The 23,609-nt window shown below is 66.9% G+C and carries 17 protein-coding genes; 9 read left to right on the plus strand and 8 right to left on the minus strand.

The window, feature by feature from the left end; genetic code table 11:
- Window positions 1-139 precede the first annotated feature (139 nt).
- The 5 genes from GEV02_RS31325 to GEV02_RS31345 all read left to right on the plus strand — a co-directional run bounded on the left by GEV02_RS31325 (window position 140) and on the right by GEV02_RS31345 (window position 6,689).
- Window positions 140-853, plus strand: coding sequence for a DUF3108 domain-containing protein (locus tag GEV02_RS31325; RefSeq protein WP_328595961.1), 714 nt, complete (start codon window positions 140-142; stop codon window positions 851-853).
- Window position 854: 1 nt separating this feature from the next.
- Entirely contained in the window at window positions 855-1,616 is a 762-nt protein-coding gene (locus GEV02_RS31330) for a DUF3108 domain-containing protein (RefSeq protein ID WP_152841716.1), read from the plus strand.
- Window positions 1,617-1,775: 159 nt separating this feature from the next.
- The gene (locus GEV02_RS31335) at window positions 1,776-3,131 is read left to right on the plus strand and encodes a hypothetical protein (RefSeq protein WP_152809157.1); all 1,356 of its coding nucleotides are present in this window, start codon (window positions 1,776-1,778) and stop codon (window positions 3,129-3,131) included.
- Window positions 3,124-3,852 carry a hypothetical protein gene (locus GEV02_RS31340; RefSeq protein WP_152841717.1) on the plus strand — a complete coding sequence of 243 codons (729 nt, stop codon included), beginning with the start codon at window positions 3,124-3,126 and terminating at the stop codon, window positions 3,850-3,852. The genes GEV02_RS31335 and GEV02_RS31340 overlap by 8 nt, the downstream gene beginning before the upstream one ends.
- Before the next feature lie 2 nt (window positions 3,853-3,854).
- Complete coding sequence (locus GEV02_RS31345; protein WP_328595962.1) at window positions 3,855-6,689, plus strand: AAA family ATPase; 2,835 nt, start codon at window positions 3,855-3,857, stop codon at window positions 6,687-6,689.
- 10 nt (window positions 6,690-6,699) lie between these two features.
- Here GEV02_RS31345 and GEV02_RS31350 read toward each other — a convergent pair whose 3' ends face one another.
- The 3 genes from GEV02_RS31350 to GEV02_RS31360 all read right to left on the minus strand — a co-directional run bounded on the left by GEV02_RS31350 (window position 6,700) and on the right by GEV02_RS31360 (window position 8,086).
- Entirely contained in the window at window positions 6,700-7,221 is a 522-nt protein-coding gene (locus GEV02_RS31350) for a hypothetical protein (protein ID WP_152841718.1), read from the minus strand.
- A 101-nt stretch (window positions 7,222-7,322) separates the two neighbouring features.
- Window positions 7,323-7,565, minus strand: coding sequence for a helix-turn-helix domain-containing protein (locus GEV02_RS31355; RefSeq protein WP_008444654.1), 243 nt, complete (start codon window positions 7,563-7,565; stop codon window positions 7,323-7,325).
- On the minus strand, window positions 7,565-8,086 hold the full coding sequence (locus GEV02_RS31360; RefSeq protein ID WP_152841719.1) for a DUF2975 domain-containing protein: 522 nt from the start codon (window positions 8,084-8,086) through the stop codon (window positions 7,565-7,567). The genes GEV02_RS31355 and GEV02_RS31360 overlap by 1 nt, the downstream gene beginning before the upstream one ends.
- 80 nt (window positions 8,087-8,166) lie before the next feature.
- Here GEV02_RS31360 and GEV02_RS31365 point away from each other — a divergent pair, with 80 nt between their 5' ends.
- On the plus strand, window positions 8,167-9,000 hold the full coding sequence (locus GEV02_RS31365) for an alpha/beta hydrolase (protein WP_152841720.1): 834 nt from the start codon (window positions 8,167-8,169) through the stop codon (window positions 8,998-9,000).
- A 1-nt stretch (window position 9,001) separates the two neighbouring features.
- On the opposite strand, the gene GEV02_RS31370 is transcribed toward GEV02_RS31365, so the two are convergent.
- Complete coding sequence (locus GEV02_RS31370; RefSeq protein WP_152841721.1) at window positions 9,002-9,535, minus strand: hypothetical protein; 534 nt, start codon at window positions 9,533-9,535, stop codon at window positions 9,002-9,004.
- Between the two features lie 165 nt (window positions 9,536-9,700).
- Here GEV02_RS31370 and GEV02_RS31375 point away from each other — a divergent pair, with 165 nt between their 5' ends.
- Window positions 9,701-12,160, plus strand: coding sequence for an alpha/beta hydrolase family protein (locus GEV02_RS31375; protein ID WP_152841722.1), 2,460 nt, complete (start codon window positions 9,701-9,703; stop codon window positions 12,158-12,160).
- A 250-nt stretch (window positions 12,161-12,410) separates the two neighbouring features.
- On the opposite strand, the gene GEV02_RS31380 is transcribed toward GEV02_RS31375, so the two are convergent.
- Window positions 12,411-16,952, minus strand: a complete 4,542-nt coding sequence (locus GEV02_RS31380) for a translocation/assembly module TamB domain-containing protein (RefSeq protein ID WP_152841723.1) — start codon at window positions 16,950-16,952, stop codon at window positions 12,411-12,413.
- Window positions 16,952-18,718, minus strand: coding sequence for an autotransporter assembly complex protein TamA (locus tag GEV02_RS31385; protein WP_235923095.1), 1,767 nt, complete (start codon window positions 18,716-18,718; stop codon window positions 16,952-16,954). Before GEV02_RS31385 ends, GEV02_RS31380 begins: the two co-directional genes overlap by 1 nt.
- Window positions 18,719-18,921: 203 nt before the next feature.
- Here GEV02_RS31385 and queC point away from each other — a divergent pair, with 203 nt between their 5' ends.
- Both queC and GEV02_RS31395 read left to right on the plus strand, forming a co-directional pair.
- On the plus strand, window positions 18,922-19,629 hold the full coding sequence (queC, locus tag GEV02_RS31390) for a 7-cyano-7-deazaguanine synthase QueC (RefSeq protein ID WP_152841725.1): 708 nt from the start codon (window positions 18,922-18,924) through the stop codon (window positions 19,627-19,629).
- The gene (locus GEV02_RS31395; RefSeq protein WP_152841726.1) at window positions 19,630-22,665 is read left to right on the plus strand and encodes a CHASE domain-containing protein; all 3,036 of its coding nucleotides are present in this window, start codon (window positions 19,630-19,632) and stop codon (window positions 22,663-22,665) included.
- A gap of 26 nt (window positions 22,666-22,691) precedes the next feature.
- Here GEV02_RS31395 and GEV02_RS31400 read toward each other — a convergent pair whose 3' ends face one another.
- The gene (locus tag GEV02_RS31400; protein ID WP_152841727.1) at window positions 22,692-23,084 is read right to left on the minus strand and encodes a hypothetical protein; all 393 of its coding nucleotides are present in this window, start codon (window positions 23,082-23,084) and stop codon (window positions 22,692-22,694) included.
- A 374-nt stretch (window positions 23,085-23,458) separates the two neighbouring features.
- Complete coding sequence (locus tag GEV02_RS33610) at window positions 23,459-23,593, minus strand: hypothetical protein (RefSeq protein WP_268878664.1); 135 nt, start codon at window positions 23,591-23,593, stop codon at window positions 23,459-23,461.
- Window positions 23,594-23,609 lie beyond the last annotated feature (16 nt).

Consider the following 23,609-nt stretch of genomic DNA (forward strand, 5'->3'; position numbering starts at 1 on the left):
CCCATGGCAATCGCTCGCTTGAGGTTGGCCAGCGCGGTAGGGCTGCGCAGCAGGCCGTCCTGCGGGAACGCCACCAGTTGCAGATCCAGGTAAGGCGCCGCCGCCGCCGAACGCCGCCGGCGCCACGCCTGCCGCCGCCGTGCCGGTGGACGCCGCGCCGCCGCAGGGCATGCGCCGCTACAAGGTCAACCTGCCGCCATCGGCCAGCTTCGACATGGACGTGGCCCGGGTCGACGCCGACGGCACCAAATGGACGGGGGCCGCCGCGATGACATGGCATACTGACGGCAGCAACTACACCGCCTCGGTGGAAGCGGGCATCAGTCTGCTGGTGACGCGGGTGAACCTGCTGGTGATGCGCAGCACCGGCACCATCGACGATTTCGGCATCGCCCCGGCCACTGGCACGCAGAAGCGCGCGCGCCGCGCCGAGACGGCGACCCATTTCAACCGCGACGCCGGCACCATCACGTTTTCGGCGTCCGAGCGCAGCTACCCGCTGATGGTGGGCGCGCAGGACATGACGACGGTGCCGTTCCAGCTGGGCGGCATCGGCCGCGCCGACGTCAATCAGTTCAGCAGCGACATCGACATGCAGGTCGGCGAGGACAAGGAAGCGAACATCTTCCGCTTCCAGCTGGTCGGCGAGGAAGAGCTGGAGACGAAGATGGGCAAGGTCGTGACCTGGCACCTGAGCCGGCCGCCGCGTCCCGGCAGCTACTCGTCGCGGCTGGACGTATGGCTGGCGCCGGGCCTGAACTGGTACCCGATCCAGCTGCGCAATACCGAAGCAAGCGGCGCGCTGACGACGCAGACCGTATCCAAGATAACGATGACAGAATCCGGAAAATAATATGCATACATCCCACACCGCGCGCCTGCTGGCCCTGAGCGCCGCCATCCTGTTCAGCTGCGCGACCCACGCCGCCGCGCCGGACGCCGAGCACCCGAGCGTCAAGCGCCCATACAGCCTGCCGCCGTCGGCCGACCTGACGTACACCATCAAGGCCAGGCAGCACGGCTTGAGCATAGGCGGCACCGCCACCGTGCAGTGGCGCGCCGGCGACGGCAAATACATGGTCGCCACCGAGAGCCGCGCCGCGCTGTTCGGCAAGATCCTGGAAAACCGCAGCGAAGGCACGGTCGACGACTTCGGCCTGGCGCCGGCCACCTTCTACGAAAAGCGCTTCCGCAAAGACCCGAGCACCACGGTGTTCAAGCGCGATGTCAAAACCATCACCTTCAGCGAGGGTGACGACAGCTACCCGATCAAGGGCGGCGAGCAGGATCGCACCAGCATCCAGTGGCAGCTGGCGGCGCAGGCGCGCGCCACGCCGGACAAGTTCAAGCCGGGCAGCGAGTGGAATTACTTCGTGGCCGGCCGCCGCGACGCCGAGGTGTGGAGCTTCAAAGTGATGAAGAGCGAGATGGTGCAGGTCGGCGCGGGGGAGGTCAACGCGGTCCACCTGGTCAAGGCGCCGCCGCCGGATGCGCAGGGCCAGCAGGTCGACCTGTGGCTGGCGCCGTCGATGGACTGGTACCCGGTGCGCGTGCGCTTCAACGACAATGACGGCGACTTCGTCGACCAGACACTGGAAAAGGCCGTGAAAAAGTAAGCTTAAAAGCGGGGTCAGGTCTGACAATCGGACACGGTCTCTACCGTAATGCGCGCATTACGGTAGAGACCGTGTCCGATTGTCAGACCTGACCCCGGCTGGCTGTTATACTGACGCCCCCGCAATCTAGTCGTTGCGATGCGTACAGAATGGCAAAGAATGATAGAAATTATAACAAGTGAGCTGGATCAGCAACAGCAGCAGGACAGCCTGCAAGCCCACTTCCAGCCGAATATCTCGGCCGACGAGATCGAGCAGGTCTACCACCTGAAACGCGCGCAGCCGCTGCTGCAGGTGTTCACCGCGCTGTTCCACGGCGGCTTCGACGGCGTCCTGGTGCGCCTGCTGGTGCTGCGCGAGCTGGCGTCCGACGCCGCCTCGTCCACCTTCTCGCGCGCCGACATCAACACCCGCCTGGCCTACCTGCTGCCGGAATCGCTGGAAACGGCGCTGATGCGCCTGCGCACCAACCAGCTGCTGGCCTGGGACGCGCAGCAAGCCGTCTACCGCGTCACGCCGATGGCGCGCAACGTGCTGTCGGCCATCGACGGCCTGCTGGCGCTGGGCAAGGAAGAAGACACGGCCGACATGGGCTTCCTGCTGTCGCAGGTGGCCGGCGCCCAGGTGATGGGCGGCGTCACCGTCGAACAATTGAACCACCTGCTGGGCCGCCTGGTCGACCTGACCGAGGAATTCTCGGACGCCATCGCCTCCGGTTCCGAGTTCCGCCTGCGCGCCTCGCAGGCCAAGTGGCACACCGCCTGCGACTGGGTCGAGAAGGGTTCCGAGATCCTGCGCGCCATCCTGTCCGATGAAAACGCCGACGGCGCCACCCACAAGGCGGCGCAGGCCATCGGCCGCGCGCAATCGGCGCTGCTCAACATGCAGGGCATGTTCTCGCGCGCGCTCAACCAGATCGAACGCCAGCGCGTGCACCTGGGCCAGTCCGGCCTGTCCACCACCGACATCAAGCGCTGGCTGCTGCTGCACGAAGACCTGGCCTCGCTGGCCGAAGGCGCGATCGACCAGCCGGTGGTGCCGCTGTTTATCACGCCGGCCGAGATGATCGACGTCGCCGAGACGGAGCTGCTGCAGGACCGCGCCATCAGCGCCGTCTCCGGCGGCCTGCCGACCGGCCAGGATGCGCCGACCACCATCAGCGACGGCCCGCAGATGCAGCGCGAGCTGGACGACTGGCTGGCGCGCCTGTCCGACTTCGCCGCGCTGGGCAACTTCCCCAGCATCGCCGACGAAGGCCCGAAATCGATACCGGTGCAGGATTCGCTGCTGCCGGCCACCTTCGCCGTGGCCTCGTACCGCGCCTCGCTGCTGCCGCTGCTGGGCGACGCCGACGAGGCCCGCCTGCAAGGCGCCACCGCCGAACTGGCGCGCCTGCCGGTCAAATTCGCACCCACCGACGAAATGATACAGCTGCCCGATTTGCACGTGGCGGCGATGTCCCTGGCCTCCCTCTCACTGTCTTTGAATACGGAAGGCGACAAGTCAGATGAATGACGATTCCCAAATCCTGATCGCGCGCCTGCTGACGCATCAGACCCTGCGCCGCGACGACAAGCTGGTCAAGCGCGTGCTGTCCGACGAGTTGTTCCGCGCCGAAGTCGACGCGCGCCTGCTGGCGACCGGCCTCAAACTGCTCGACAACGTCTACGCCGACCATGTGACCATCGCGCTGCACCGCGCCATCGAGCCGAAGATCTTCGGCGCCCGCGACGTCTGGCAAAACAATAACTTCGGCCTGTCGCGCGACGGCGTGGCCTTGCTGGTGGTGCTGTGGGCGCAGATCATCCTGCCCAAGCGCGAACGCCAGGAAACCCACCAGCACGCGGACGACGACCAGAACGACATGTTCGGCGTCGAGAAGCCGCTGCCGCGTGCGGAAGACACGTCGATCGGCATCGCCTACAAAGCGCTGCTGGCCGACTTCGGCGACAAGCTGGGCAAGAAGACCCGTCTGGACATGAACCTCGGCATCCTGGCCAAGCTGGGCTTCATCGAGCGCCGCGGCGACGTGATCGTCGAAGGCCCGCTGCTGGACCTGATGATGGATACCGACCAGCTGAAAGAGCGCATCATCAACGGCGCCCTGGCCGACGTGTTCAAGCGCTCGCCGGCGCAGATCATCCCGGTGCCGCGCAGCGCTCCGCCGACCGCCGCCAACGACGACGAGGCGGCTGAAGAAGCCGCCGCGGACTCCGAACTTCCAGCCGAGGACTAAACGTGTTTCACATTAAATCATTAGAACTGGTCCACTGGGATTACTGGCAGCGCATCAAGAACATCCCGCTGGACGCCAAGATCATCACCATCGCGGGCCAGAACGGCTCCGGCAAGACCACCTTGCTGGACGCCTTGCGCACGCTGTTCGGCCTCGATTGCTCGATGGGGCGCACCTACAAGCACTACGCCCGCCACAGCGGCCAGCAGACCGCCTGGCTGCGCGCCGTGGTGGACAACAAGAACATCGGCAAGCAGCTGTCCAACCGTCCGTTCCGCAGCTCCGGCTTCTTCAGCGACGACGAAGTCACGCTGTTCTGCCAGATCCAGAAAAACGGCGGCGACTGGAAGCGCCAGTACCTTATGCGCCCCGGTAACGTGCAGATCGAAGACATCGGCGAAGCCGGCAACGACTGGCTCGGCGTCGAGAACTACCGCAAGCGCCTCGCCAACGCCGGCCTGTCGCCGGCGATGGCGAAAGTGCTGGCGCTTGAGCAGGGCGAAACCGACAAGCTGTGCGAATACGCGCCGCGCCAGTTGCTGGACCTGGTGTTCCAGGTCTTCGGCGACAAGGAAGTGCTGGACGCCTACGACGAAGCCAAGCGCCATCAGCGCGATACCGAAGTCGAACTGAAACGCTTCGAGTCCGAACTGGAAGCCTCCAAGACCAATCTGGAGGGCCTGCGCCTGCGCGTGGCCAACTACCACCAGTGGGAAGACCTGAACAAGGAACGCCGCAACCTGCAGGAAGAAGTGCTGCCGACGCTGGAGTATCACGAAGCGCGCGAGAAGCACGCTAACCTGAGCCGCCAGCTGCGCGATGCACGCAAGCCGCTGATGCAGGCCGACGCCCAGCTGACCGACAAGCGCAACGCGCTGGCCGCGCAGGCCAAGGCGCTGGCCGACGCGCAGCAGCACGAAACGGTGCTGGAGCAGGAATCGACCGCGCTGCAAAGCCGCCTGAATCAGATCAACGGCAAACTCAAGCCGCTGGACAGCCTGCTGGAACAGAAGACCCGCTTGCAAAAGCTGGCCGCCGACGCCGGTGCAGACCTGGCCGAAGTGGCGCAGCAGCTGCAGGAAAAGGAAATCGAGCTGGCCCGCCAGCGCATGGCGCGCGACGCCATCGCCACCAAGATCGCCGGCGAGCTGTCGACCATCGCCGCCTTGCAGGGCAAGACCGCGATGCCGGAGCCGGAAGCGCAACGCGGCATGCGCCGCGCGTTGAACGACGCCGGCATCGGCCACGCCATGCTGTCCGACATCGTCGAGGTGACGGATGCGCGCTGGCAGGGTGCAATCGAAGGCGTGCTGGGTGGCTATGCCTCCGTGGTGCTGCTGGATAAATCGTCCGACGCTTCGGCCGCGTACCGCCTGGCGGAGAAGGAGCGCTATCGCCACTTCATCGTGCCGGACCTGGTGCATGCGCCGACCGTCAAGGATGACTCGCTGATGTCGGTGGTGAAGTTCTCGGCCAAGGTTCCGTCCTGGCTGGTGGAACAGCTGTCGCGCATCACCCGCGTGGACACCGTCGATGCCGGCGCCAAGCTGGGTAGCCATGACGAGTGGATCACGCCGGACGCCTACCACCGCGAACGCCGCGGCGGCCGCTCGCTGTTCGTGGAAGCTTCGCGTTACCGCTTCGGTTCCGCAGGCCGCACGCAGCGTATGGAAGCGATCCAGAAATCGCTGCCGGCGCTGGAGGCGCAGGAAGATGGCCTGACCTTGATCGTGTCCAAGCTGGCGACCGAAATCAGCTCGCTGAAATCGCGCCTGGCCGGTGTGGACGCCGCCAAGGAACTGGCTGCGCGCCAGGAGGAGTTCGACGAGGCGGTGCGCAACTCGGTGCCGCTGAAGGCGGAACGCACCGAAGTCGGCACCCGTCTGGGCGAGCTGCAAGCGCTGATCAAGAACGCGGTGGTCACGCGCACCCGCGCCGACACCACTTGGCAGAACGCGCGCTTCGCGTTGTCGGAATCGGAAGCCGGTCTGCGCCTGAACAACAAGCGCCAGATCGAACAACGCGCCGACCACGCGCGCGCTCTGCTCACGCTGCGCAAGGCCTGGCGTCACCTGCCGAAGAGCTGGCGTCGTCCGGCGCGTCGTGCGGGCCTGGTCAGCGAGCATCAGAACTCGCACCAGGTGGTGCTGCGTGTTCACTCGCTGGAGGCCAGCCTGGCCCGCAGCGATTGGGAACTGGACGCCACCGTGATCGACCAGTACCAGCGCCTGAACGACCAGCTGCACGGCCGCCAGTCGGAAACCGAAGAGCGCCGCTACCAGAACAACCGCGCCATCGAAGCCACCGGCAACGCGCGCGGCGCCTACATGGAGCGGCTGCGCTACACCATCAAGACCTACTCCAAGAACATCAAGGAGCTGGGCGAGCTGGCGGGCATCGAGGTGCACTCCGATCCGGTACGCCTGGAGAACGACGATACGCAACTGGCGCAAGCCGGCCTGCACGTACGCTTCAAGTTCGACGGCAAGGGCATCATCGGCATGAACGACGGCGAAGCGTCCGGCGGCCAGCAGGTGATGAAATCGCTGGTGCTGCTGATTGGTTTGCTGAAGTCGGAAGATGGTTCCGGCGGCTTCGTGTTCATCGACGAACCGTTTGCCCACCTGGATATCCGTAACATCCAGCTGGTCGGCGAGTTCCTGAAGAACACCGACGCGCAGTACCTGATGACGACGCCGCTGACGCACAACACCGACGTCTACGATCCTTCGGAACTGACGCTCATCACGAGCAAAAAGAAGAAGGATACGGAGTGGGCGCAGCCTATCTTCGTGCTGCAGCGCCGTCCCGCCGCCGAGGTGGCGAAGGTGGCCTGAGGCCTAGGCTTCAGTTGAAACCCAGCAGCCGATCGAGCTGCAGGGCGAGGGCAGCGGCAGTGTCGCTGCCCTTTGCTTTTTGTACCGCCTCCAGATAGGGCGCGCGCAGCTGGCGCAGCTCGTCGACCGAGCTGGCTTTTTCCACCTTCAGCTGCAAGGTGAAGCCGCGCAGGCCTATCGTGCTTTTGATGGTCTGGTTGTAGAACTGGTAGACGGACTGGAATTGCTGGACCTGCGCGGCGGCCGGCGGCGCGGGGGCGAGCTCCGGTGCGGGTTCCGGCGCCGGCGGCTCGGCCGGCGCTTCCGCCATCGACGCGTAGCTGGTCGACAGCACGATGTATTCTCCCGCCAGCAGCTCGTGCACTGCGGCGATGGTCAGGCCCAGACCTGCCACATTGCGCAGCAGTTCTTCCTCCGTACGACGGCCATCGATCAGCACCAGCAAGCTGCGCAGGCGCGGCGCAAGACCATCCCTGCGCGTCGCGATCTCTTCCCGGCCCTTGGCGGTTTTGTCGTAAATGGACGTATTCATAACAGTGCAAAGAATTGCCGTACGGATACATCCAGCATATCACCAAATGTCACCAGCACCGCATGAAATACGATAGCACTGTCGCTAAAACGACGGCGTTCTTATAGCAGCTCGCCGGCGTCGTCTTTCGTCTCGCCGTCGTCCGGCTCCCAGCTCAGGATGTCGCCGGGCTGGCAGGCCAGGCGCTCGCAGATTTTCTCCAGCGTCGCAAAGCGGATGCCCTTGACCTTGCCGGACTTGAGCAGCGACAGATTCTGCTCGGTGATGCCGACATAGGCCGCCAGTTCGCGCGACTTCAGCTTGCGCTTAGCCAGCATCAGATCGAGGTTGATCAGGATCGCCATCAGACAAAGCCCTCGTTCTCTTCGCGCAGGCGGCGGCCTTCCTGCATCAGCCGCGTAATCAGGTAGAACATGCCGCACACCAGTATCAGCATCAGCTGCTCGGAATTGACGCCGACCGCGAAATGCTGGCCGCCGTTGCCGCTCAGGCGCAGCGCCAGCGTGCGCACCGGCAGTTCGACGATGGACAGCAAGGTCGCCAGCAGCGTGGCGCCGGCGAAGGCGCGCAGGTGGCCGATCGACTGCGCGGTGAACAGCTCGCGGCGGCGGAAGTTGAGCAGCAGCCGGTCCAGCCGCCACAGCCCCAGGAACAGCACCAGCATGGCCGGCAGCGCCAGCGCCGCGCCGATCGCGCGCTGTGCGGCCGTCATCGCCAGCCTGGCGCCGAAGGGCAGGCCGATGGCGGTCATGTCGATGGTCATCGAGCCGATGCTGGGCACGTAGGTGGTCCACGCCAGCACGAAGAAGGCCGCTTGCACGGCCACGCACAGCCACAGCAGCGCGCGGATCAGGGTGATTTTCATATTTATCGTAATGCAGTAAGAAATTATCGTTTTACATTAAAACTTTGTTGTAATATATTGTACATTCACTGGAGATCTTTATGAAACTCATATTGGCGATGATGGCGGTTTTGTTGTCTGGATGTGCGATGCAGATCGGCGAGGGCAGCATCGTGCGGCCGGACCGCGCCGGCGCGGTGCTGCCGCCCGGCCGGGTCGGCGATGGCGGCGCGACCGCCTACAAACTGGCGCCGCTGACGCTGGCGGCGGACGACGCGCAACTGGCCGGCGTCAGCGCCAGCGGCGAGGGCAATGCGCTGACGGTGCTCTACTTCGGCGGCAACGGCTTCCACCTGGACCAGCATGGCGACCATGTGCTGGCCGCCGTCGCGCCGTGCCGCGCCGACGTGGTGATGATCGATTATCGCGGCTACGGCCGCAGCACCGGCGTGCCGACCATCGCCACGCTGAAGGCCGACGCGCTGCGCGAATTCGATATGGTCAACGCGCAGGCGCCGGGCCGGGTGATCGTGCACGGGCAATCGCTGGGCAGCTTCATCGCCGCCTACGTGGCGCAGCAGCGTCCCGCCGTGCGCGGGCTGGTGCTGGAATCGACCACCACCAATGCGCGCGACTGGGCCAACAATATGATGCCGTGGTATGCGTGGCCGTTCGTGCGGGTGGAGCTGAGCGAATCGCTGAAGGGAATAGACAACGTGGCGTCGGCGTCGGGCTACGCCGGGCCGGCGCTGGTGCTGGAGGGAGACGACGACGAGGTTACGCCGCCACGCCTGGCGCGCAAGGTGTACGACGCCTTGCCGACGCCGTCCAAGCGCATGGTGATGGTGCCGGGCGCCGGACACAATGGCGTGCTGTCCAGCGCCGCGGTGCGGCCGGCCTACTGCGAGTTCGTGCAGCAGCTGGCGGCTAAATAGTTTATTTAATATCGAAGATATCGATAGGGCGCGGCACCGGCTTCTGGGTGCGGCGCCAGCGCACCAGCAGCACGCCGTAGCAGGCGTAGAAGCCGGCCAGCAAACCAAACAGCACGGCCGTCAGCGGGTTGCCGACGAAATCGGGATCGAGCGGCAGATGGTCGTGCATGTGCAGGTAGGCTTCGAATAGGCGGTAGATCAGGCGGCTGATGAACAGCATCGCCACCAGCAGGCCGAGGCGGCGGTTGGGCGTGTAGAAGAAGCCCTCGGCCGTGTTCTCCAGCCGGGTCAGTTGCATATTGCGGTAGCCCAGCGCGGCGCCGACGGCGGCGCCGATCACCAGCGCGCCGAAAGCTTCCCATTTGCCCAGCAGCGTCGCCGCCAGTACGCCCAGCAGCGCGGACATCGCGCCCGCCGCCAGGTAGTGGCGCCACAGTTCCGAGCGGGTGCGGCCCATCAGGCGTTTCAGGCGCGAGTAGATGCGCCAGATGGCCAAAGGCACCAGCAGCAACAGGACGATAGTAGGCATATCCATAAGCGATTCCAACGGCGAAATTCAAAGAACAGCGATTGTACGCCACTCCGCCTTTCCCCCACAGCGTTACAGATTGTCACCCAATATCCTGCATTGATTGACAATCACGGATAGCATAAGCAAACTGATCCGCAGCAGCCTCGCTTCTGGACCGAAAGGACTTCCATGAACAAACCGTTACCCCTGCTGCCCCTGAATCTGGGTTTGATGGCCGCCTCGCCGCAGACCGGCGCACAGGAAGGCGGCTACCGCCTGCCGCCCGCCGCCCTGATGGAGATCGTCGACGCCCCGCGCGCACCGGCCCTCAGCCTGAGCCCCCAACGCAACCTGGCCGCCGTGGTGCAGACGCCGCCGCTGCCCGGCATCGCCGAAGTGGCGCAGCCGGAGCTCAAGCTGGCCGGCCTGCGCATTAACCCGCGCACCTGTTCCTCTTCACGCTTCGCCTTCGGCACCGATCTTGGTCTGCTCGATATCGCCACGCAAAAGGAAAGCCGCATCCGCGGGCTGCCGCGCGCGCTGCGCCTGGCGGACCTGGCCTGGTCGCCGGACCAGCGCTACCTGGCTTTCTCGCACGTAGCCTACAAGGGCGAGCGCGGATCGGTGGAGCTGTGGCTGGTGGATATCGCCGCGCGCAAGGCGTCGCGGCTGTCGGCCCAGCCGCTGTCGGCGGTGCTGACGCGTGGCTTCAACTGGCTGCCCGACAGCAGCGGTTTGCTGGTGCACTGGCGTCCGGCCGGCATCGGCAAGGCGCCCGTGTCGGATGGGATTCCGACCGGTCCGATCCAGCAGGACAGCGATCCCGGTGGCTCGCTGCGCCAGCTGCGCACCTATCAGGATCTGCTGAAGAACGAGGCCGATGCGCGCCTGTTCGAGTACTACGTGACGGTGCAGATGGTGCTGCTGGACCTGCACGGCAAGGGGCGGCCCATCGGCGAGCCGGGGCAGTTCTCGCGCACCTCGCTGGCGCCGGGCGGCCAGTATCTGCTGACGCAAAGCGTGACGCGGCCGTACTCGTACATCGTGCCCGCCTCCAGTTTCGGCGAGCGGGTGGAAGTGCGCGACCTGCACGGCGCGGTGCTGCACACGGTGGCCCTGCTGCCGCTGGAGGAGGGCCTGCCGCCGGGGAATGACGCCGTGTCCGAAGGCGTGCGCCATGTGTCGTGGCGCGCCGACGCGCCGGCCACGCTGGTGTGGACCGAGGCGCAGGATGGCGGCGATCCGGCCCGTCCGGTGATCGACAACATCCGCGACCTGGTCTACCAGCACGCGGCGCCGTTCCGCGAACCGCCGCTGGTGCTGGCGCGGCTGACGATGCGCTACGCCGGCATCGCCTGGGGCCGTGGCGATGTCGCGCTGATCAACGAGCGCTGGCACAAGACGCGGGATTACAAGCAGTGGATGATACAGCCCGACCATCTGTCCACGCCGCCGGAGCTGATCTACGCCGGTTCGTACGAAGACCGCTACAACAGCCCCGGTTCGCCGGTGATGCGGGCCGACGGCAGCGGCTTCCCGCGCCTGCTGATCGGCCCCGGCACCACGCTGTTGCTGGATGGCGCAGGCGCCACGCCGGAAGGCGACCGTCCCTTCATCGATCGACTGAGCCTGACCACCAAGAACAAGGAGCGCCTGTTCCAGAGCGCCGCGCCGTATTTTGAAAACGTGGCGGCGGTGCTGAACGACGAAGGCACGCTGCTGCTGACGACGCGCGAATCGCCGACGGAACGGCCGAACTACTATCTGCGCGACCTGACCAAGCCGGAACACCGTCAACTGACGGCGCTGACCAGCTACCCGCATCCGACGCCGCAGCTGAAGGATGTGCACAAGGAGCAGATCCGCTACCCGCGCAACGACGGCGTCGAGCTGACGGCCACGCTGATGCTGCCGCCCGGTTACGACGCCGTCCGCGACGGCCCGCTGCCGCTGCTGATGTGGGCTTATCCGCAGGAGTTCAAATCGGCCGGCGCGGCCAGCCAGACCACCGGTTCGCCGTACCGCTTCAACGCGGTCAGCTACTGGGGGCCGGCGGCCTTTCTGGCGATGGGGTACGCGGTGCTGGACAATCCATCCTTCCCCATCGTCGGCTCGGGCGAGGAGGAGCCGAACGACAGCTATCTGCCGCAGTTGGTGGCGGACGCCCAGGCGGCGGTGGACGAGGTGGTGCGGCGCGGCGTGGCCGACCGTCACCGCATCGCCATCGGCGGCCATTCGTATGGTGCTTTCATGACGGGCAATCTGCTGGCGCATACGCGTCTGTTCAGGGCCGGCATCGCGCGCAGCGGCGCTTACAACCGCACGCTGACGCCGTTCGGCTTCCAGTCGGAGGAGCGGCCGTTCTGGCAGGCGCAGGCGGTGTATCAGGCGATGTCGCCGTTTAATAACGCCGACAAGATCAAGGATGCGATGCTGTTGATCCACGGCGCGGAGGACAGCAACTCCGGCACCTTCCCCTTGCAGAGCGAGCGCATGTTCCAGGCCATCAAAGGCCTGGGCGGCACGGCGCGGCTGGTGATGCTGCCGAACGAGTCGCACGCCTACCGCGCGCGCGAATCCATCCTGCACATGCTGTATGAAACCAATGCGTGGCTGGACAAATACGTCAGGCACGCCAAGCCGGCGTAGAATGGGGACGTGACTATGACTGGAGTGCCGACCATGGATACAGTGACTTCCCACCGCGCCCCCGATCCCGTGCCGGTGGATGATCCGGCGCCGCCGGCCATCCCCCATCCGGTGCCGCAGGACGATCCGGTGCCGGACCATAACCCGAGTTAGCCACACCGTCGTTCCCGCGTAGGCGGGAACCCATGCTTCACCTGTTCAGATGCGCCGTATGGATTCCCGCCTGCGCGGGAATGACGGCATGTTCGGCTTAATCGAAGGCCCAGGTGTAGAGCACGTCCAGCGCGTTGTTGGTGCCGGTCTGGAATTGCAGCGTGATGCGCGGGTTCAGTTTGTATTTGAGCTTGACCAGGCTGGTCGCCGTGCCCGCACCCTGTTCAAAGCTCAGGTAAGCGCGCGACGACAGGCGCTTGCCCACCGTGACCACTGTGCTCTGCAAGCCGGTGGCCGCGCCGGCCGAGGTGCCGGCCGCCTGGCTCACGCCCAGTTCATCCACGCCCAAGGCATTCGCCAGCTTGCCCTGGCCGCCGCCGAACAGCGCGCCCGCCGCTGTACTGAGCAGCGCCATGTCGTTGCCGGCGGTGTTGTCGATGCCGTGGCCCAGCACCAGCCAGGCCAGCTTGTCGCTGTCGGATACGGAGGGCGTCGACACCAGCTTGGCCACCGGCGCCAGCGCCGTGCCGCGTACTTCCACGCCCGCTTCCACATTGGTCTCGCTGAGCGCTTCGCCTTCCGGGCGGCGCCGCACGGCGAGGATGTTCAGGCCGGGGTTGTCGTAAGCGCCGGTGAAGTTGATTACGCCGCGGTCGATCGCCAGCTTCTGTCCATACGCCGCATAAGTGCCGCTGTCCACGCGGATGCTGCCGGTGACGCGCGGCGGCCGGCGGTCGGCCACGCGGATGCGAACGGCGCCGGCCAGCTGGGCGTCCAGGCCTTTGCCCTTGAGGTGGAAGGCGTCGCCGAGGTCCGCTTCCAGGTCGATATTGAGCGGCTGGCCTTGCGGCGTCTTGACCGGCGCCGCGCCCTTGCCGACGATGACCACGTCGTCGCTGAGCGTTGGCGTGTTCTCGCCGGCCAGTTCGATGCTGGCGCGGTCGGCGCGGAATTTGCCGTCCAGCTGGAAGCGTTTGGCGTCGCGCACCAGCGTGCTCTGGCCGCTGATGACCAGGATGCGGTCGGGCCGCGCCAGCACTTCCAGTTTGTCGGCGCTGAGTTTGAGGTTCATGGTGGCTTCGTTGCCGGCGTAGCGTATCCAGCCGTCGGCCTGAGCGTGGCCTTCGGCGCCGTCGAAGGCCAGCTTTTGCAGTTGCAGCTGGTCGCCGCTCAGGCGCGCCTGCAATTGGCCGTTGCGCAGCTTGATGCCCTGGTCCAGCCAGTTCAGCACCAGCTTGTCGCCGCTGATGTCGCCGTTCAGCTGCGGTGCGCCGAGGGTGCCGGCGCCGGTGACGGCCAGCTTCAGCGAGCCGTCGATCTCCAGGCCGGGCTGGCCGGCCAGCGGCGCGAGCCAGGCCAGCGAGCCCATATTGGCGCTGCCGTTCAGCGTGATGGCGCTGCTGTCGGCCAGGCGGCCGTCGTGCAGCTGGGCGCTGGCGTCGATGCGGGCCTGGCCGGCGCGGGTGCCGTCCAGGTTCAGTTGCAGGTGCAGCGTGCCGTCGTTGACGTCGACGCGGCCGTCCAGCGTGCGCAGGCCGAGCGGCTGTGGCAGGTCGGCGCCGATGATGGTCAGGTCGCCCTGTTCGCGGTACACGTGCAGCATGCCGCCGAGGACGGGCGGGCTGCCTTTGCTGGCGGCTTGCAGGTTCAAGCCCCATTCGGCGCCGATGGTCATGCTGCTGCGGACGTTGTCGCGCCAGGCGTCGGAGAGTTGGGCCAGGTAGTTGACCGGCACGCCGGCCGCCATGCCTTTGCTGCTCCAGGCGGGGCCGGTTTTCGTCAGGCTGTCGATGCGGATGCTGCCATCGGGGAGTTTGATGGTGGCGCTGCCCAGTGCGATCTGCTCGGGGTGCAGCAGGCCGGCCACGCCGCTGCCGGCTGGTGCTGTCAGTTTCAGTTGTGCCGGCGCGGCCAGGGTGAGGGCGAAGCGGCCGCGGTTTTGCAGTGTGTCGATGGCGCCGGTCCAGCTGTCGTTGGCCCAGGAGCCTTTGACGCGCAAGGCGGCGTCGAAGTCGGCGTTGCTGGCGCTGACTTGCAGCACGTGGCCGCTGCGCGTGCCGCTGGTTTGCAGGCGGGCCTTGTCCAGCGTCAGGGAAGGCGAGGCGTAGCGGGTGATTTCGATGTCGCTGACCAGTGGCACGTCGGCGTAGGTGTCGGCGTCGGTGCCGCTGTTGCTGCCGCCGCGTGCGGGTGTGGCGCGTGCGTTGGTGGCCGTTGTCGCCCGGCGGTTCTGCGTCGGTGTGGCGGCGATGGCGGGCGTGGTCGGCGTCGTGGAGGCGGCCATCGCGATCGTGTTGCCCAGCGTGGCGCTGCCGCGTATCGTGCCGATCTGCTGTTGGCCCGGTGCGCGCAGGTTGCTGCCGTCCAGCGTGAGCGCAAGCGCCGGCTTGGCGCTGGTGCCGGACAAGGTGCCGCTGGCGCGCAGTGCCCCCGCGAACTGCGGTCCCAGCGCGGCCAGTTGCGGCGCGTTGAGTTTCCATTCCAGCTTGTCGAGCGCGCTGCCGAAACTGCCCTTGGCTTGCAGGCTGTTGGTCGCCAGTCGCAGGTCGATGTCGGCGTTGCTGATGCTGTTCTTGTCGGCGTTGAGTTTTGCGTAGCCGCTCAAGGGCGCGTTGGCGAAAGTCGATGGCTGCAAGGTCAGGTTCAGGCCTGCGCGCCAGTCGGCGGCCAGCCGGGCGTCGGCCGTGAATCCGGCGTTGATGGAGCCCGCCTGCGCCGCGCCGAATGCGGCGGGATTCAGGCGCTGTATGCTGCCGTTCATTTTCAGCTCGGGCGTTTTCTTCGCGCCGGCCAGTGCGATGTCGCCGCTGGCGTGGATCAGGCTATCCGGCGCGGGGCGCTTGGCGGAGGCCAGGCCCAGGCCTTTGGCGTCGGCCTCGAAGCTGGTGCGTGGCGCATCCATGGTGCCGCTGACGATGCCGCTGGCGTTGACCGCGCCGATCAAATCGGCGGCCAGTGCGGACAGTTGGCGCGCGTCGATTTTCCAGCGCAGCTGTTCGCCCGCCGCGCCGAAGCTGCCGCTGATGTCGGCGGTGTTCTGCGCCATCGCCAGGTGTGCATCGACGCCGCTGATGTGCTTTGCGTCGGCATTCAGCTTGCCGCTGCCGGACAGGGTCTGGCCTGCGAGCTTGCTGGCCTTGAGGTCGAAGCCTGCCGCCACCTGCCATGCGGGGGCGATGTGGCCGCTGGCGTTGATGTCGGCGTTCAGGTCGGCGATCGGCAGGGCTGGGCCGAGCGCGGACGGGTCAAAGTGTTCGGCGCGCAGTTTGGCGCTGAATTCCTGCTTGTCCTTCAGGCTGGCCTGGCCGGTGGCGGTGATGCTGCCTTTCTTCGCCAGCAGGCGCGCCTGGTGCAATTGCAGCACGGCGTTGGCCAGCGTGGCTTGCAGGTCGAGGCGCAGGCCGTCCTGCGCGAGTTTGGCGTCCAGCGTTTGTTTGGTGGGCGTGCTGGCCAGCGTGATGTCGCCGGCGACGGCGGTTTTGTTGATGCTGCTGTGGATGTTCTTCAGGTCGAAGCGGTCGGTGTGCAGTATGAACTGTGCGGCGTCGATGCCGGCTTCGGGGCCGCTGCGCTTGACGTGGCCGCCGCCGGTGAAACGTCCCGCCTGGCCCAGGTCGAGCAGGACGTTTTCCAGTGTGGACGCGGTCAGGGTGCCGGCCAGCTTGCCGCTGAAGGTTTGCAGGGGCAGGCCTTGCTGGTCCAGTGGCGCGGCCTTGTCCTGGTTTAGCAGGGCGAATTGGCCGGAGAGCTTTTGGTCGGGAGTGATGGCGGCGTTGAGTTTGAGGCTGAACTTCGCCTGCGGCCAGCCGGGGTCGAAGCCGGCCGGGTCGAGATCGCGGCCGCTCAGGTCGAGCGCGCGCAGGATGACGGGATCGAACGGCGCCAACGCGGCGCTGGCATTGCCGCTGGCGCCATTGGCGCTGCCCTGGGCTTTCAGTGTGATCAGCGCGAGGTTGCCGCCGGCTTCCAGCGACAGCTGCGCGTTGCCGCTTGCCGGTGCGGCCTTGGCTTGCGCCAGCGAGGCCTTGCCCTGCAGCGCGAACGGCTTGTCGGCGCCGATGGTCAGGTCGGCCTTCACGTTGCCGAACGCCGTCTGCGCGCTGGCGTCTTCCAGGTGCCAGCTGCTCTTGTCGCCGTATAGTTTGAAGCGCAGGCGTTCGATGACGTCGCTGCCGGTGGCGCTGCTCAAGGTCAGCTTGTCGAGCCGGGCGTCGGACAGGCTGAGACGGAAGGGCGCCGCCAGCGATGCCGGCATCTTGGCCGGCTCCGACGGGCCGAGGCTGCGCACCGTCAGCGCCGCCACGTGCAGTTCGCTGATCGACAGGCCTTCCGAAAAATACTGCAACGGCGACCAGTTGATATCGATGTTGTCGGCGGTGATGACGCTGTCCTTGCTGCGGTACACCAGCCGGTCGATGTGCATGCGGTGGTACAGCGATCCGCTCACGCCCGTCACGGACACCTGCCCGCCGCTGGCGTTGGAGATGCGCTGCACCAGCTGCTGCAAGGTCGATTCGCGGCCCAGCAGCCAGACGGCGCCGGCCAGCACGGCCACCAGCACCGCCAGCGTTATCAGCACGCGGCGCGGCCAGCGGCGGCGCGCGGGGGCGGCCGTAGGATTGTCTTTGTTGTCAGCCATCAGAAGGTGAATCCCAGCGAGAAGTGCAAACGATACTTGCGTACCGCGTGGCCGTAGGCGACGTCCACGTTGATCGGACCGACGGGACTTTTCCAGCGGCCGCCGACGCCGTAGCCGGATTTAGGATGCAGCGCGTTGAAGGTGTCGCCCGCGTTGCCGGCGTCGTAGAACACCGCCGCGCCGTACGAAGGCTTGAACCAGTACTGGAACTCGGCGCTGCCGGTGGCCAGGTAGCGGCCGCCGGTGATGGCGTCGCCCTCGCGCACGCCCAGCTCCTGGAAGGCGTAGCCGCGCACCGACTGGTCGCCGCCTGCGCGGAACAGGTACACCGCCGGTACGCCGACCTTGTCGCGCGAGGCCAGTCCGCCAAGTTCGGCGCGCAGTATCAGGTTGGTGCTGGTGGTCAGCGGCCGGTACCACACGCCACGCGTATAGCCGCGCACGAAGGCGCGGTCGGTCAGGACAGGCAGCAGCGCGCCGCCCAACTGCGCGTTGAGCGCGTAGCCCTTGGTCGGGAACAGCAGGTTGTCCAGCTTGCGCCAGGTGACGCCGTAGGTCAGCGGCAAACTCTTGCTGGTGCTGGACGGGATGCCGTCCAGCGTCTTGGTTTCGGTCAGCAGCTCCAGCGACAGGCTGCGTTCCAGCAGCGGCGTGCCCCAGGCGCGCTTGCCGGCCACGCTGGCCACGCTGGTGACTTCACCCGAAATGTCGCTGCGCTCGAACGAGGCGCCGAAGCTGTCGTTGTAGCCTTCGGCCGTGGTGGGGAAGTAGAAGTCGCTGCGCGCGGTCTGCTTCTTGGTTTCCAGCGTCAGCGCGCTTTTCATGCGCAGGCCGAACACCGACAGGTCGTCGTAGGTCAGCGAGGCGCGGTTGCCGGTGTTGGTACTGAAACCCAGGCCGGCGCTGACGTTGCGGCGCTTGTTCTCGATCACGCGCACCAGCAGCGGCAGCGGCGCCATGGCCGCTTCGGCGTTTTGCGCCGGCGTGGCGGCGGCCGCGTCGAGCTGCTCGTTGAGGATGGCGCCCATGTCGGCGCTCACTTCGACGCTGCTGAAGTAGCCGGTGTCCTGCAGGCGCGATTGGTAGGATTGCAGCGCCGCTTCGCTGTAGTAGTCGCCGGCGTGGATCGGGTTCAGGTTGCGGACGATGGCGGCCGGGTAGCGCTTCAAGCCTTCGATGCGCAGTTCGCCGAAGCGCAGCTCCGGGCCGCTGTCGAGCACCACGCGCAGCGCGGCCAGGTGCTGTTCCGGGTCCACCGTGGCCCGGCTGTCGGTCAGCTGGGCGCGCGGGTAGCGCGTCTGCACCACCTGGCGCAGCAGGCCGCGCTTGGCCTGTTCCCAGTCGGTCTGGCGGAACACTTCGCCTTTTTTCAGCGTCCATCCGGCCTTCAGTCTGGCGGTGTCGAACTGCTGGTCGGCCGGCAGGCCGGGCGTCGGCGCGAAGCCTTCCAGCACCAGGTCGATGTCGCCGACCCGCACCGGCTCGCCCGGCTGCACGCTGATCTCGACCTTGGGCGTCTCGCCGTCGCGGTCCAGCCTGGCGCTGACGACCGGCGAGTAGTAGCCGTCGGTGGCCACCAGCGTCTTGATCTGCTCGGGCGCGGCGCGCACCAGGCGCAGCAGCTGTTCGCGGTCCATGCGCGGATTGCCGCGAAAACGCAGCAGGTCCAGGTTTTGTTCCAGCAGTTCCTCCAGCGGGCCGGGAGCGTCGATGTGGACGTCGTACTTCAGGGCCTGGGCGGCGGCGGGGGCGGCCAGGGCGGCCATGACGCCGGCTGCCGCCAGGCAGGCGGATACTTTTGTCACAACTTGTGCCAAAATTCGTGATCCTGCCAATTTTTTTGCTGGCAATGCCGGTAACATGAGACTCCATCAGGGTGTACGCTGACAGTCATGTTACCGGATTGCCTCAAAAGATGGCGTACTAATAACGTTGCAACGCCCTGCAAGCCCCTTGAAAGAATAAAGCAATGCTGCCTACCGATTCCGCCCTGGTCCTGTTTAGCGGTGGCCAAGATTCCACCACCTGCCTGGCCTGGGCGCTGAAGCACTACGCGCGCGTGGAAACCATAGGCTTCGACTACGGCCAGCGCCACGCCGTCGAGCTGACCGTGCGCCCGTCCGTGATCGCCAGCCTGCGCGCCCACTCGCCCGAATGGAACGCCAAGCTGGGCGAAGACCATATGATCGACCTGTCGCTGATCTCCGAGATTTCGCAGACCGCGATGACGCACGATATCGCCATCGAAACCCAGGCCAACGGCTTGCCAAACACCTTCGTCCCCGGCCGCAACCTGCTGTTCATGACGGTGGCCGCCACCGTGGCCTATCGCCGCGGCCTGACGGTGCTGGTCGGCGGCATGTGCGAGACCGATTTCTCCGGCTATCCGGACTGCCGCGACGACACCATGAAGGCGCTGCAAGTGGCGCTCAACCTCGGCATGGATACGCGTCTGAAGCTGGAAACCCCGCTGATGTGGCGCGACAAGCGCCAGACCTGGGCGCTGGCGCAGGAGCTGGGCGGCCAGGCGCTGGTCGACCTGATCCGCGACGGCACGCACACCTGCTACCTGGGCGAGCGCGGCGCGCTGCACGACTGGGGTTACGGCTGCGGCACCTGCCCGGCCTGCGCGCTGCGCGCGCGCGGCTACCGCCAGTTCGTGGGCAGCGAGGTGTAAATGACCGCCGGCGCCCGGGTCAGGCTGCGCCGGTTATTACAGGGGCTGTCCACGCCGGGCGCCCTGACGGTGGCGGTGCTGGCCGGTTGCCTGGGCGCCACCGCCTTGCTGTGGCAGGGCGCGCGCCAGGATGCGGTGCAGGATGCGCAGGCTGATTTCGACAGCCGCGTGCGCGAGCTGGTCAACAATCTCGACCAGCGCATGCAGACCTATGTGCAGGTGCTGTACGGCGTGCAGGGCTTGTTCGCCAGCTCCGCCAAGGTCGAGCGCGACGAATTCCGCACCTATCTGGCCGGGCAGAACCTGAACCTGCATTTCCCCGGCATCCGCGGCCTCGGCTACATGCCGCTGGTGACGCCGGCCCAGCGCGCCGGCCACGAGCGCGCGCTGCGCCAGGGCGGCTTTCCCGCCTACCGCATCCGGCCGGACGTTGCGCGCGATTGGTATGCGCCCATCGTGTATATCGAACCCTTCAGCGACAACAATCAGCGCGCCTTCGGCTTCGATGTCGCCTCGGAGGCGGTGCGGCGCGCCGTGCTGGAGCAGGCGCGCGATTCCGGCCTGCCCGCCGTCAGCGGCAAGATACGGCTGGTGCAGGAAGAGGTCGAACCGGCCCAGTCCGGTTTTCTGATGGTGTTGCCGCTGTACCGCCACGGGCTGGCGGCCGACACCCTGGCCGCGCGCCGCGCCGCCATCGAGGGCTGGGTGTATGCGCCGTTCCGCATGGGCGACCTGATGGCGGGGCTGGGCGGTCCGCGCGCCGCCGTGCTGGACGTGGAGATCTACGACGGCGAGGCGGTCGCCGCATCCGCGCGCATGTACGACAGCCATCCCGCCATCGGCGCGCAGCCGCATGGCAGCGTGCAGCAGATCAGCGTCGGCGGCCACCGCTGGACGCTGCGCATCAGCGCCGTGCCCGGCGTCGCGCCGCTGCACGACAAGGCGGCGCCGATCGCCGCCGCCGGTGTGCTGCTGAGCGCGCTGCTGGCCGGCCTGACCTGGCTGCTGGCGCGCGGCCGCGTGCGGGCCCGCGATGCGCTGGCGCGCGCCGAGGTGCTGGCCCGCGAGTTGCAGGAAGGCCAGTCCACGCTGCTGGTGCTGGCCGATGGCGCCCAGCGCAGCCAGGCGATGTTGCGCAGCATCCTCGATTCGACCGTCGACGGCATCCTGGTCGACAATCTGCACGGCGGCGTGCTGAACGCCAACCGCCGCTTCCGCGAACTGTGGAACCTGCCCGAACATCTGGACTGGCAGGCCGACGGCGCGGCGCTGATGGCGCACATGGCGCGGCAGATGCTGCATCCGGGCCAGGCGATGTTGCTGTCGCCGCAGCAGTTGCCGCTGCCGGGCCTGCCAGCGGCCAGCCAGCTCGAATTGCTGCACCTGAAGGATGGCCGCGTGCTGGAGCAGCACACGCGCCGCCTGCAGCTGGGCAGCGAGCCGGCGCGGCTGTGGTCGTTCCGCGATATCACCGAGCGCACCCAGGGCGAGCAGCGCGAGCGGACCCGGCGCCAGGTGCTCGAATTGCTGGCCACCGGGGCGCCGCTGCAAACCATCCTGGAGAGCGTGGTGCAGGGCGTCGAGGCGGGCAACGAGGACATGTTGTGCAGCATCCTGCTGCTCGACGAGCGGGGCGAGCATCTGCTGGTCGGCGCCGCGCCCAGCCTGCCGGCCTTCTTCAACGCGGCCGTGCACGGCCGCTCCATCCACAGCGGCCAGGGCGCCTGCGCGCAGGCGGTGCTGACGCGCAGCCGCGTGATCGTCGAGGATATCCGCCACGCGCCGGCCTGGCTGGAGTACCGCGACCTGGCGCTGCAGGCGCGGCTGGGGTCGTGCTGGTCCGATCCGATCTTCGGCGCCGCCGGCAATGTGCTGGGCGCCTTCGCCATCTACCACCGCGATGCGCGCCTGCCCAGCCTGGCCCACATGGCGCTGATCGAGCAAGCCGCGCGGCTGGCCGGCATCGCCATCGAGCAGGCCCGGGCGACGGTGGCGCTGCGCGCCGGCGAGGCCCGCTTCCGCAGCCTGTACGACCATGCGCCGGTGGCGCTGTGGGAGCAGGACTGGTCCGGCGTGCGCGCCGCGCTGGCCGAGCTGGAGTTGTCCGGCGTCGACGACCTGGGCCGCTATCTGCAAGCCAACGCCAGCCAGCTGCGGCGCCTGGCGGGGCTGGTGCGCATCGTCGACGCCAACGCTGCCGCGCTGGCGCAGGTGGGGATGGCGCCGGGGCGCAAGGATTTGTCACAGCTGAGCCTGGCGCAAAACTTCGACCAGGCCGCCATGCCCAGCTTTGCGCTGGCGCTGACCGCGCTGGCCCAGGGCCAGCATTTCTTCGCCTGCGAGGCCAGCTTCGAGCGGCTCGACGGCGTGGCCCGGCTCAACGTGCTGACCCTGCTGGTGATGCCGGGCCATACGCACAGCCTCGATTTCGTCATCGTTTCGACCCTGGACGTGACCGAGCGGCGCCGCATGGACGACGAGCTGCGCCTGCTGGCCACCACCGATTTCCTCACCGGCTTGCCGAACCGGCGCGAGTTCATGCGCCGGCTGGAGGATGAGCACGGCCGCGTGCAGCGCGATGTCGAAGCCTGCGCCACGGTGTTGCTGCTCGATGTGGACCACTTCAAGCGCATCAACGACGAGCACGGCCACGCGGCCGGCGACGCCGTGCTGCGCCAGCTGGGCGCGCTGATGCGCGACGGCCAGCGCAAGATCGACATGCTGGGCCGCATCGGCGGCGAGGAATTCGCGGTGCTGTTGCCGGGCACGGCGCTGGACGCGGGGGCGGTGTTTGCCGAGCGTTTGCGCCAGCGCGTGGCCGAGGCGGCGATGCGGCTCGACGATGGCGTGCTGTTGACGGTGACGGTGAGTATCGGGATCGCGGCGATGGGCCGGGCCGACAGCGCTGGCGATGCGGCGTTGCGGCGGGCCGACCAGGCGCTGTACTGTGCCAAGCGCGGCGGCCGCAACCGGGTGGAACTGCTCGATGTCGAGGCGGATCGGCCGGGAGTTCAGGTCCCGGCCGCTTCCGATTGAAACTGTGGTGCGGGGTGGCGGCTGGTTCAGACCGCGTGTTCCAGCGCCGCGTGCCGGTGTTGCTTGCGGCTGCGGTTGCGGAAGATCCAGTAGATGCCGATCGGGATCAGCAGCGGCAGCAGCAGGGGCGAGACGGCCGCCGCGACCACCACCGCCAGCAGCACCATGCCGCTGATCATCAGGATGCCGAGGCCGGCGAACAGCACGCCGACGAACACGGCCGCGCAGGTGATGGCCACGGTGGCGATCAGCAGGCCGCCGCCGGCAAACACGGTACCGAGCAGGAAGCCCAGCGGGCCGTCGATCTCGTCGCCGTCGATGTTGACCTGCATGCCGTCACCGAAGATGGCCTGCCATGCGGCGACGGCCAGCAGGGTGACGAAGGCTGCGAATACCAGTTTTTTAGCGGTGATTTTCATGGCTGACCTCGGTGGTTAGGTGGTTCTGTTCTGCTTGTGCCGTTTGGCATGGTTGAACTGTAGCGAGCGCGCCCGGCGCCAGCCAGCGGATTGCGACAGACCGGCAAATTGGCGGCATGGAATGCGTATCAGGCGCGCCGAGCGGAGGATTGTTCCTTGATTTAAAGTTATCCCTGCCTATACTGATAACCTGACCAGTGCAGGGAGGGCTTTAACATGGCTAGTCCAGAATTAATCGGGGGTCAATCGATATCCTCGGTGTGTCACCGGAGGCAGCGCCAGCGTAGCGCCCAGCATCTGTCCGGCGGAGGACCCAAAGGGCCGCCCTCGGCGCCGCCCACGATACCGCCTATCATCATTACACCGTTCAGCTATCAGATGCCGGAGCCGGCCATCGATCCGCGCATCACGCCGCTGCGGCCGCCGATCATGCCGCCGCCGCGGCCCTGCATTTCCTGCTGACCATTCCCGGCTGCCGCCGCTGGCGGCGGACGAAAAAAAGCCCGCATCGCGCGGGCTTTTGTG

This window comes from Rugamonas aquatica (assembly GCF_009380215.1).
GTDB lineage: Bacteria > Pseudomonadota > Gammaproteobacteria > Burkholderiales > Burkholderiaceae_D > Rugamonas > Rugamonas aquatica_B.